At 67.4% G+C, this 12,357-nt stretch carries 5 protein-coding genes; 4 read left to right on the top strand and 1 reads right to left on the bottom strand.

Features of this window, described 5'->3' with window-relative positions:
- Positions 1-151: 151 nt before the first annotated feature.
- From ACMZ91_RS09635 to ACMZ91_RS09650, 4 genes are all read left to right on the top strand, one after another.
- On the top strand, positions 152-1,948 hold the full coding sequence (locus ACMZ91_RS09635; RefSeq protein ID WP_080291770.1) for an autotransporter assembly complex protein TamA: 1,797 nt from the start codon (positions 152-154) through the stop codon (positions 1,946-1,948).
- Positions 1,945-5,805 (top strand): translocation/assembly module TamB domain-containing protein, encoded by a 3,861-nt coding sequence (locus ACMZ91_RS09640; protein ID WP_414578335.1) that lies wholly within the window; start codon positions 1,945-1,947, stop codon positions 5,803-5,805. Before ACMZ91_RS09635 ends, ACMZ91_RS09640 begins: the two co-directional genes overlap by 4 nt.
- Before the next feature lie 171 nt (positions 5,806-5,976).
- The gene (locus ACMZ91_RS09645) at positions 5,977-8,124 is read left to right on the top strand and encodes a S46 family peptidase (RefSeq protein ID WP_414578337.1); all 2,148 of its coding nucleotides are present in this window, start codon (positions 5,977-5,979) and stop codon (positions 8,122-8,124) included.
- A gap of 135 nt (positions 8,125-8,259) precedes the next feature.
- Positions 8,260-11,706: a hybrid sensor histidine kinase/response regulator gene (locus ACMZ91_RS09650; protein WP_088028076.1), complete on the top strand. Its 3,447-nt coding sequence runs from the start codon at positions 8,260-8,262 to the stop codon at positions 11,704-11,706.
- 72 nt (positions 11,707-11,778) lie between these two features.
- On the opposite strand, the gene ACMZ91_RS09655 is transcribed toward ACMZ91_RS09650, so the two are convergent.
- Positions 11,779-12,354: a manganese efflux pump MntP gene (locus ACMZ91_RS09655; protein ID WP_107433447.1), complete on the bottom strand. Its 576-nt coding sequence runs from the start codon at positions 12,352-12,354 to the stop codon at positions 11,779-11,781.
- Between the last annotated feature and the right edge of the window lie 3 nt (positions 12,355-12,357).

Here is a 12,357-nt window from a genome sequence, read left to right on the forward strand (position 1 = left end):
ATGTCCATCGGGGTCATTGCCGGCATCGCGCACGATGCCGGCATCCTCGGCTGCGATCACGACGATCGCCACAAAGGCGCGTATTTTGACCGCCACTTAACAACCGATCCCCAATGACGTGATGCATTTCGCATCGTCACCTTCGGTCGGTATGCTGTGCCGCATGCAGCCAAAGAAATACGCCCTGCCGCTGATGGTCCTGTCGCTGGCCGCCACCTCCGTGGCCCACGCGCGCGGCACCATCGACAAGGTGGACATCAAGGGATTGGACAAGGGCGACGACGCCGCAATCATCGAGAACATCCAGGAATCGCTGTCGCTGTACGACACGATCGGCAAGGAACAGGGCGAATCGCGCCTGGAGTACCTGCTGTCACAGGCCGAGCGGCAGACCCGCCAGGCACTGGAACCGTTCGGGTACTACAACCCGGTGATCAAGGTCGAGGCGCCGCGCGAGGACGAGCACGTGCGCGTGCTGATCCATGTCGACAAGGGCACCCCGGTGACCGTCCGCCGCGAGCACATCGACATCACCGGGCCGGCGATGTACGACCAGTACCTGCAGGACGATCTGGCCGCGTTCAAGCCGCGCAAGGGCCAGCGTTTCGAACACACGCAGTACGAAGCCAGCAAGATCACCGTCACCCGTCGCCTGGCCGAACGTGGCTATTTCGATGCCGACTACACCCAGCGTCAGGTGCAGATCACCCGTGCCGACAACGCCGCCGACATCGACCTGACCTGGGACAGCGGCCGCCGCTACAACATGGGCCCGGTGCGTTTCGAGCAGGACTACTTCGTCGACAAGCTGTTCGATCCGCTGGTGTACTGGGAACAGGGCAGCTACTTCCACGAGGGCAAGCTGGACCGGCTGCGCGAGTCGCTGACCAAGCTGGACTACTTCAGCGTGATCGACATCCAGCCGCGGCCCGACCAGGCCGATGCGAACGGCGAAGTGCCGGTGGATGTGAAGCTGACCCGTGCCAAGCGCACCATCTACACCGCGGGTCTGAGCTACGGCAGCGAAAGTGGCCCGGGTGTGCGCGGTGGCATCGAACGGCGGTGGCTGAACAACCGCGGCCACAAGATGAACACGCAGCTGGACTATGCGCAGAAGCGCAAGAGCCTGGTCACCAGCTACCGCATTCCGGCCTTCAACTGGCTTGATGGCTGGTACACCTTCGCTGCCAGCGCCTACGACGAGCAGACCGACTACATCGACCTGCGCAACTTCAAGCTGATCGCCAGCCGCAGCGGCGAGATCAACGAACACTGGACCGCGATCGCCTCCATCAACGCGCTGCGCGAGCGCTGGCGCTATGCCTCCGGCACCGAATTCACCGACGCGGTCTACAACACGTCGACGCTGGTGTACCCGCAGATGGTCGCCGACTACGTCAACGTCGATGACGAACTGTTCCCGCGCAAGGGCATCAGCGGTACTGCGACGATGCGTGCCGGCGTTGAAGGTGCCGGTTCGGACACCAGCTTCGTGCAGGCCAATGCCGTGCTGCGCTGGTACATCCCGGTGGGCGAAAGCAACCGCCTGATCCTGCGCGGCGAAGGTGGCACCACCTGGACCAGTGATCTGGTGGCGATGCCGCCCAGCCTGCGCTACTTCGCCGGTGGTGACCGCAGCATCCGCGGCTATGCCTATCGCGAGGTGGGCCCGCGGACCCCGGCACCGGACAAGTACGCGCTGGGCGCCAAGAACCTGGTGATCGGCTCGGCCGAGTACGAGCACTATTTCAATGGTGGCCCCTGGGGTGCGGCGGTGTTCGTCGATACCGGCAGCGCCTTCGACAACACCATCGATCTGCATACCGGCGTCGGCTTCGGCGTGCGCTGGAAATCGCCGGTGGGCCCGGTGCGCGTGGATATCGCGCATGGCCTGAACAACCCGGATTCGCAGTTCCAGCTGTACCTCAACATCGGAGCGGACCTGTGAGTACGCCCGCACCCACTCCGAACCCGACCACGCCGCCGCGCGTGCGCTTCTACCGCCGCCGCCGCTTCTGGGCCTGGTCCGGTGTGGGCGTGCTGGGCCTGGTGCTGCTGGCCCTGCTGGCGGTGTACTGGTTGCTGCAGACCGTGGCCGGGCGTGACGTGCTGCTGGCGCAGGTGGTGGCACGGCTGCCGGTGGGCGCCAGCTTCACCTGGGACAAGGTGGACGGCCCGGTGGCCGGTCCGCTGACCCTGTACAACGTCGACTTCCGCTACGACGACATCCATTTCCACGCCGAGCGCGCCCATCTGGAGCCGGACCTGCGCCCGCTGCTGGGCCGCAAGCTGCTGCTGGACAAGCTGGAACTGACCAACGCGACGCTGAACCTGGCCAAGAGTGACGAGCCGTTCAAGCTGCCGTCGTGGCCCGATTCGCTGCCGCAGATTGAAATGCCGTTGGCGATCCAGGCCGATGCCATCGTCATCGACGGCTTCCGCATCAGCCAGGCCAACGAGCCGGTGATCGACATCAGTCGCGTGCGCGGCGGCATCGAGATCGCCAATGGCGAGTTCCAGGCACACAAACTGGTGGTGGACAGCGACATGGGCAATTTCACCGCCCAGGGTCGTTACATCCCGGCCAAGGACTACGACACCGATGTAACCGTCACCGCGGTGCTGCCGGCGCCGCGTGGCCGCACGGCCGCCACCGTCGGCCTGGTCGCCCGCGGTGACCTGTCGCACATGGAAGTGGCCGTAGCCGGGCGCGCGCCGAAGCCGCTGCACGCGATGCTGGTGTTCGATGGCCGCACCGATCCGAGCTGGAGCGCCAGCATCCGCAGTGACGAGCTGGATCTGGCGCTGCTGTCGCCGGCACTGGCCAGCTCGGCGATCGCGCCGCTGGCACTGGACTTCACCGCCGCCGGCAAGGGCGGCAACGCCAACCTGCGTGGCAAGGTGAAACAGGGCGATCAGGAACTGGAACTGGCACCGTCGGTGGTGTCGCTGCAGGACCAGGTGCTGAAAGTCTCACCGCTGCTGGTGAAGGGTCTTGGCGGTGAGGCGCGGCTGGAAGGCACCGCCGATTTCAGCCAGGAAGACCAGCAGAAGCTCAACTTCTCGGTGGTCGCACATGACCTGACCTACGTGCCAGCGGCGGACCCGAACACCGCCGGCAGCGCCCCGGTGCCGGTCACCTTGAAGGAAGCACGCTTCGGCCTGGCCGGTACCCTGAAGGCCTGGGCGGCGATCGGCCGCGCCGAGGTCGAGCGCGACGCGCAGAAGGCACAGCTGCACTTCGATGTGCGCGGCAACGATCAGGCCGCGTCGATCCACCAGCTGCAGGCGCAGACCCCGGGTGGCCAGCTGCAGGTGGAAGGCCAGGTGGCGTGGGCACCGCAGCTGGACTGGGATGCCAAGGCCACGCTGAAGGACTTCGACCCCGGCTATTTCGTGCCGGGCTGGAATGGCCGCCTGTCCGGCAACCTGGCCTCCAAGGGCCGCCAGCTGCCGCCGCCGGCAAACGCACCGCCGGGTACCGCCGGCACGTTGGAAGCCACGGTCGATCTGCCGTCGTTGAAGGGCGTGCTGCGTCAGCGCAACCTGGACGCACAGGGCAAGTTCGCGCTGCAGGGCGCGCAGGGCCAGGGTGACCTGAAGCTGTCGCTGGGCAGCAGCCGGGTGACCGCTTCGGGCAAGGTCGGTGACCGCCTCGACATCGATGCGCGTTTCGAACCGCTGCAGCTGAGTGACCTGCTGCCGGGCGCCGATGGCGGCCTGCGTGGCCAGGTACAGGTGAAGGGCCCGCGCGATGCGCCGGACATCACCGCCGACCTGGTCGGCAACAACCTCAACTGGGACGGCTACGGCGCCGAGAGCGTGAGCATCAAGGGCCACCTGCCGTGGCGCGGCGACAGCGGCACGCTGGCGATCCAGGGCCAGCAGGTCAATGCCGGCATGCTGCTGGAACGCTTGAATGTGGATGCGCAGGGCAGTGTCTCCAACCTGCGCCTGGCCGCGCAGACCCGCAACGAGATGGGCGCGATCGAGCTGCAGGGCAGCGTGCGCCAGCAGGGCGCGCAGTGGCGCGGCGAGCTGGCCGCGCTGCGCATCGCACCGGTGAAGGGCGATGCCTGGTCGCTGCGTGCACCGGCGGCGTTCGCGATCAACGGCAGCAACTACACGCTGGGCGAAGCCTGCCTGGCCGCCGCCAGCAGCGGCACACTGTGCGCACAGGCCAACTGGCCGCGCGAAGGCCTGGTGGTGCGCAGTGATGCGCTGCCACTGGCGCTGGTGCAGCCGTGGTTGCCGCCACAGTCCGGCCGTCGCATCTACCTGCGTGGCGATGTCAGCCTGGATGCGCAGATCCGCCCGCGCGGCAACGCCTGGGAAGGCCATGTGGAAGTGCGCTCGAAGGAAGGCGGCGTGCGCCTGGGTGAGAACCGCAATGCCGTGGGGGACACCACCCGTGGCGAGCTGGTGCGCTACGACCAGTTCTCGCTCAAGCTCGACATGACCCCGGCCAGCATCAAGGGCTACCTGGGCATGGGCTTCCAGGGCAACGGCTTCGTCGATGCCAGGATGCAGACCGGTTGGGAAGCCAGCGCGCCGTTGAACGGCGAGCTCTATCTCAACATGTCGCGGCTGTACTGGCTGGAGCTGTTCTCGCCGGACATCGTGCGACCGACCGGCCTGATCGAAGGCCACGTCAGCCTGCGCGGCACGCGTGGCCAGCCCTCGCTGGGCGGTGACGCGCAGCTGAGCAACTTCAAGGGTGAATTCCCGGCACTCGGCCTGACCTTCGACCAGGGCAAGGGCAGCTTCGTGGCCCAGCCCGATGGTTCGGCCAAGATCACCGCGCAGGCCAACTCCGGCCAGGGCACGCTGTACGTGGATGGTGGCCTGTCGTGGTTCGGCGATGCACAGCCGCTGCAGTTGAAGATCCACGGCGACAACGTGCTGCTGTCCAACACCAGCGAGCTGCGCATCGTCGCCAATCCCAACCTCGACTTCACCCTGGCCAAGGCCGCGATGGAGCTGCGTGGCACCGTGCACGTGCCCGAGGCCGACATCGATCTGGAGCGCCTGGACCGCGGCACCTCGGTGTCCGAAGACGTGGTGGTGCTCGACCCGGCCGATCCGGAAGAGTCGCGTACCTCGCCGCTGGACATGGAGCTGACCGTCAGCCTCGGTGACAAGGTGAAGATGACCGGCTTCGGCCTGAAGGGCGCACTGACCGGCAAGATGCAGGTCTGGGCCAAGCCTGGCCGCGAGATGACCGCCAATGGTGGGCTGGAAGTGAGTGGCCGCTACAAGGCGTACGGGCAGGACCTGACCATCACCCGCGGCAACCTCACCTGGAACTACAACGCGGTGTCCGACCCGCGCATCAACATCCGTGCCGAGCGCCGGATCGGTGATGTCACCGCGGGTATCGACGTGACCGGGCGTGCGCAGCAGCCGCGTGCGGACGTGTGGTCTGACCCGGCGATGTCGCAGTCCGAAGCCCTGGCTTATCTGGTGCTGGGACGCAGCCTGACCGGCGCCAGCAGCGACCAGACGCAGCAGGTCAATGCGGCCTCGGCGGCATTGTCGGCCGGCAGCGGCCTGCTGGCCTCGCAGCTGGGTGCCAAGCTGGGCCTGGACGATGCCGGCGTGAGCCAGTCGCGCGCGCTGGGTGGCTCGGTGATCGGCGTCGGCAAGTACATCTCGCCCAAGCTGTACGTCGGTTACGGCGTGTCGCTGGTCGGTGCCGGTTCGGTGATCACGCTGAAGTACCTGCTGCGCCGCGGCTTCGACGTGGAAGTGGAATCGAGCACGGTGGAAAACCGTGGGTCGATCAACTGGCGGCGGGAGAAGTAACGATGCGGTAGTGCCGGCCGCTGGCCGGCAACTGCACCGTATCTCCCGAGTTGCGTGGGTTGCCAGCCAGCGGCCGGCACTACCGTGCACGACGCCCCCAACCATCGGCCGTTGCCCCTTCCGCCCCCAGCGGCTATGGTCCCGGGCTGTTCTGTCGTACCGGATTGCCCCATGTCACCACGCAAAGCCCTTCCCACCGCCCTGGCCCTGGGCCTGACCCTCGCCGCCGGCGCCCACGCCGATGAAGGCATGTGGATGCCGACCCAGCTGCCGGAGCTGGCCAAGCCGCTGCAGGCCGCAGGCTTCAAGGGCAATCCGGCCGACCTGGCCAATGTCACCGCACCGCCGCTGAGCGCGGTGGTGCGTGCCGGTGGCGGCACCGGCTCGTTCGTATCGTCGGACGGCCTGCTGCTGACCAACCACCACGTGGCGATGGGCGTGATCCAGTACAACAGCTCGCCCGAGCACGACCTGATCAATGGTGGCTTCATCGCCAGGGACCGCGCCGACGAGCGCCCGGCCAACCCGGACTTCCGCGTGCTGGTCACCGTCGGCTTCGACAAGGTGACCGACCAGGTGCTGGCGCAGGCGCGTGGCAAGACCGGGCGTGCCTACTTCGATGCGGTGGATGCGGCCAGCAAGCAGATCGTGGCCGAGTGCGAGAAGGACGGCAGCGTGCGCTGCTCGGTGGCCAACATGTACTACGGCACCGATTTCTACCGCATTGCCCAGCTGGAACTGAGCGACGTGCGATTGGTCTACGCGCCGCCGCGTGCGATCGGCAACTACGGCGACGAGATCGACAACTTCATGTGGCCGCGCCACACCGGCGACTTCACCCTGCTGCGCGCCTATGTCGGCAAGGACGGCAAGCCGGCCGCGTACAGCAAGGACAACGTGCCCTACCAGGCGCCGGCGCACCTGCAGATGTCGGTGGAAGGCCCGAAGGAAGGTGACTACGCGATGCTGGCCGGTTACCCGGGCATCACCTATCGCCACCGTACCGCGGCCGAATTCGCTGGCCAGATCGATACCGTGCTGCCGCGCCGCGTATCGGTGTTCCAGCAGATGATCGACACCATCGAGGCCGCCAGTGCCAAGGACGCGCAGGCGCGCACCCGCTACGCCTCGCAGCTGCAGTCGCTGAAGAACAACCGCAAGCGCGCCGCCGGTGAGCTGGAAGGCCTGTTGCGCAGCGACGCCAAGGCCCAGCGTGCCGCCGACGAGACGGCGATGCTGGCTGCTACCGACCGCAAGTACCAGGGCGACATCAAGGCGCTGCTGACCAACCTGTCGCAGGGTGCGGCGGTGGGCGAGCGTGACCTGCTGCTGGACCAGATGGCCGCACAGAGCCAGCTGCTGCGCTCGGCGCTGCTGCTGGAACGCCTGCGCATCGAATCGGCCAAGCCGGACGCGCAGCGCGAGAGTGGTTTCCAGCAGCGCGACCAGGCGATGATCGAAGGCGTGCTCAAGCAGGTTCAGCGCCGTTACGCACCGGAAGTCGAGAAGGCGCTGCTGACCACCCTGCTGACCCGCTACCAGAAGCTGCCGGACGCGCAGCGCGTGGCCGAGTTCGATACGGCCTTCGGCCGTACCCCGGAGCAGCTGGCGAAGGCACTGGACACCCTGTACGCCGGCACCCAGCTGGGTGAGGAGGCACAGCGCCTGTCCCGTTTCGCTGCTGCGCGCGAAGGCAAGGCGCTGGCTGCCGATCCGCTGATCACCGTGGCCGCCCCGCTGGTGGCCGCGCAGCTGCGCATCGAGAACGAAAGCAAGACCCGCGAAGGCGAGCAGCTGCGCCTGCGCCCGGCCTACATGCAGGCGCTGTTCGCCTGGCGTGCCAAGCAGGGCCGCGCGGTGTACCCGGATGCCAACCGTACCCTGCGAATCAGCTACGGCAAGGTCGAGGCGCTGCATCCGCGCGACGGCGTGACCTACTCGCCGGTGACCACCGTGGCCGGCATCGTCGAGAAGAACACCAACGCCTATCCGTTCGATGCCCCCAAGCCGCTGCTGGCCGCGATCGCCAAGGGTGACTTCGGCAGCACCGCCGACCCGGCGCTGAAGACCCAGACGGTCAACTTCCTGACCAACCTGGATACCACCGGCGGCAACTCCGGCTCGCCGGTGCTCAACGCCAAGGGCGAACTGATCGGCCTGAACTTCGACAGCAACTGGGAATCGGTCAGCGCCAGCTGGTGGTTCGACCCGCGCTACAAGCGCGCCGTGCACGTGGACATGCGCTACCTGCGCTGGCTGCTGGCCAAGGTCTACCCGGCGCCGGAACTGCTGAAGGAAATGGGCGTTCCGGCCCAGTAAGAAGCCGGCCACGACCAATGGTCGTGGCCCGCACCGCGTAGGCCCCCACCTTGGTGGGGGTGGTTGCCCCCAACGAGCCCGCACCCCCGGCCACGCCTGGCCTACACTGCGGGTTCTTCCGACGGAAACGCGCGCGTGGTCTCCAGCTGGATCCTGCTGCTGGTCTCGGTTGCCTATGCCGCGCTGCTGTTCGGCGTGGCGTGGTGGGGTGACCGTCGGCCGATGTACCCCGACCGGCCGTGGCTGCGGCCGGTGGTCTACAGCCTGGCGCTGGCCGTGTACTGCTCGTCGTGGACGTTCTACGGTGCGGTCGGTACCGCCGTGCGCAACGGCGTGGGCTACCTGCCGATCTATATCGGTCCGTTGCTGCTGCTGTTGTTCGGCTGGCGCATCATCGAGCGCCTGGCGCTGATCGCACGCAGCCAGAACGTGGTGTCCATCGCCGACTTCATTTCTTCGCGCTTCGGTCGCTCGCGGCGGCTGGCGGCGCTGGTGGCGATCATCGCGCTGATCGGCATCATTCCGTACCTGGCCCTGCAGTACAAAGCAGTGGCGATGAGCCTGCAGGTACTGACCGGCAACACCGGCCCCACTGGCTTCTTCACCGATCCCGCGCTGTACGTGGCGCTGCTGATGGCGTTGTTCGCCACCCTGTTCGGTACCCGCCAGGTCGATGCCACCGAACACCACCACGGCATGATGCTGGCGATCGCCTTCGAATCGGTGATCAAGCTGCTGGCGATGCTGGCCGTGGGCGTGTTCGCCTACCTGTGGCTGAGCAACCGCACCGACGCGGTGGTCGAATCGGTGCATACGCTGTTCACCGGCCTGCCGCCGGTGGGCTTCATCTCGCAGACCCTGCTCAGCTTCCTCGCCATCATCTGCCTGCCGCGCCAGTTCCACGTGGCCGTGGTCGAGTGCGGCGATGTGCGCGATGTGCGCCGCGCGCGCTGGATGTTCGGCGGCTACCTGGTACTGATCTCGGGCATGGTGCTGCCGATCGCCACCGCCGGCGTGACCCTGTTCGGCACCGGTGGCAGCGTCGCCGACGACTCGATGGTGCTGGCCCTGCCGCTGGCCGAGGGCCGCAACGCGCTGGCGCTGATCGCCTATGTGGGCGGCTTCTCGGCGGCCACCGGCATGGTGATCGTGTCGTCGATCGCGCTGGCCACCATGGTCAGCAACGATCTGGTGATGCCGGTGCTGCTGCGCCGGAGCGGTGACCACCAGGAGGCCGCCGACGTCGCCTCGCGCGTGCTGTGGATCCGCCGCCTGGCGATCCTGCTGCTGGCGCTGATGGCCTACAGCTACTACCGCACCAGCAGCAACGACAGCACGCTGGCCTCGTACGGCCTGATGGCGTTCGCGGCGGTGGCGCAGTTCGCGCCCGGCCTGATCGGCGGCCTGTACTGGCGCGGTGCCAGCCGGCGCGGCGTCGAGGTGGGCATGCTGCTCGGCTTCGCCACCTGGCTGTACACCCTGCTGCTGCCGGCGATGACCATGGCCGGCTGGGTCGATGCTGGCTGGGTGCAGCACGGCCCGTTCGGCATCGAGTGGCTGCGCCCGCAGCAGCTGTTCGGCATGACCGGCTGGGACCCGCTGACCCACGGCACGTTCTGGTCGCTGCTGGTCAACGCGGCGACGATGATGCTGGTGTCCGCGCGCTGGCGGCCCGGTGTGGACGAGCGGCTGCGTGCCGCACCCTTCCTCGACCCGTATGCCGAGCGCCCGTCGGTGGCCGGTGGCTGGCCCGGTCATGTGCACGTGGGCGATCTGCTGGCGCTGGCTTCGCGCGTAGTGGGTGAACGCCATGCACGACGTTCGTTCTTCGAACAGGCGCAGTCACTGGGCCGTGAGCTGCAATCCTCGGCACCTGCCGACCGGCCGTGGGTGCAGTTCACCGAGCGCCTGCTGGCCGCATCGATCGGTGCGGCATCGGCACGCCTGCTGCTGACCAGCCTGCTGCGTGGCTCGGGCATGGATCTGGGCGAAGTGGTGGCGGTGCTGGACGAAGCCGGGCAGGAGCTGCGCTTCAACCGCGAAATCCTGTCGACCACGCTGGAGAACATCAGCGCCGGGGTCAGCGTGGTCGACCCGGACATGCGACTGACCGCTTGGAACCGGCGTTACCAGGACATGTTCGGCTACCCCGACGGCATGCTCTACGTGGGCCGCCCGGTGGCCGACCTGATCCGCTACAACGCCGAGCGCGGCGAGCTGGGCGAGGGCGATATCGAAGTGCAGATCAACCGCCGCATCGGCTACATGCGTGCCGGTTCACCGCACGTGTTCGAGCGCACCCGCAGCGATGGCAAGGTGATCGAGATGCGCGGCCAGGCGCTGCCCGGCGGCGGTTACGTGACCAGCTACAACGACATCACCGACTACAAGCACGCGGAAAAAGCGCTGCTGGAAGCCAATGAGACGCTGGAACAGCGCGTGGCCGAGCGCTCGCATGAAGCCGAGGTCGCGCAGCAGTCGAAGACCCGCTTCCTGGCAGCGATCAGCCATGACGTGCTGCAGCCACTGAACGCCGCACGCCTGTTCGCTTCTGCGCTGCGCGACAGCGATCACGTGAGCGATGAGCAGAAGCACCTGGCCGAGCGTGTGGATGCGTCGTTGCGTGCGGCCGAAGAGCTGCTCGATGGCCTGCTGGACGTATCGCGGCTGGATGCCGGTGGCCTACACCCGGTGATCGGCGAGTTCGACGTGAGTGCGTTGATGCGTGAGCTGGCCGCGCAGTACACCCCGGTCGCCGCCGGCCGTGGTCTGCGCCTGGACCTGTTCGCACGCCCGGCATGGGTGCGCAGTGACCGCCGCCTGCTGCGCCGCGTGCTGCAGAACTTCCTGGCCAACGCGCTGCGCTACACCCGCCAGGGCCGCATCGTGCTGGCCGTGCGCCAGCGCGGCGACGAAGTGGAGCTGCAGGTGTGGGATACCGGGCCCGGCATTCCCGAGCACCACATGCGGCAGATCTTCGACGAGTTCCACCGCTACCAGCAGCCGTTCGACTGGGGTGAGCAGGGCCTGGGCCTGGGGCTGTCGATCTGCCAGCGCATCTCGCGCCTGCTCGACCATCGGTTGAACGCACGCAGCCGGGTCGGCAAGGGCTCGATGTTCTCGATCATCCTGCCGCGGGTGGCGCCATTGCCGGGTTATACCGAGCTGGCCACGCCGGTACAGGCGGTGGCCGCACCGGTACGCAGCGATTCGCTGGCTGGCCTGCGCGTGCTGTGCGTGGACAACGACGAGGAGATCCTCGACGGCATGCGCGCACTGCTCGGCCGTTGGCAGGTGCAGGTGATCACCGCCGCCACCGTCGACCAGGCGCTGGAAAAGATCGCCGAGCGCCCGCAGGTGATGCTGGTGGATTACCACCTGCACGACCGCATGGACGGCCTGGATGCGCTGGTGGCGTTGCGCGAGGCAGCCGGTTACCCGCTGCCTGGCGCGCTGCTGACTGCCGATGGTCGCGACGAGCTGAAGCGGATGGCGCGCGAACGCGGCTACCGCGTGCTGACCAAGCCGATCAAGCCGGCCTCGCTGCGCGCCTTCCTGGGCGCGCTGCGCGATGCGCAGTAGATCCACGCCATGCGTGGATGTGACGTCAGGTAGTGCCGGCCGCTGGCCGGCAACCACGTAATCGCGGAAGCGTTACCCCAGGCCGTGCAGGTGTTCGTACAGGATCGTCGCGCCGATGATCACCAGGATCACGCCGCCGATGATCTCGGCACGCTTGCCGACCATGCTGCCCAGCACGCGGCCGAGCATGATGCCGGCGGTGACCATGGTCAGCGTGCACAGGCCGATGACCGCTGCCATCACGCCGATATGCACGTCCATGAAAGCCAGGCCGATGCCCACCGCCATCGCGTCGATGCTGGTGGCGAAACCGGTCAGCGCCAGCTTCCAGAAGCCGTGGTGCTGCGAGGGGTCTTCGTCCTCGTCGGCACTGTCCGGGCGCAGGCCGTTGTAGATCATGTGGATGCCCAGTGCGCCGAGCAGGCCGAAGGCGATCCAGTGGTCGAAGGCTTCGACGTACTGCAGGGCGGCGCGGCCGAGCAGCCAACCGATGATGGGCGTGATCGCCTCGATGACGCCGAAGATGATGCCGGCACGCAATGCATCACGGAACACCGGCTTGCGCATGGCCGCACCCTTGCCGATCGCCGCGGCGAAGGCATCGGTGGACATGGCAAAGCCGATCAGGAGGATCGAAATGGGGGACATGGG

Origin of the sequence: Stenotrophomonas sp. FR024, assembly GCF_047500745.2 — a bacterium.
Lineage (GTDB): Bacteria > Pseudomonadota > Gammaproteobacteria > Xanthomonadales > Xanthomonadaceae > Stenotrophomonas > Stenotrophomonas maltophilia_A.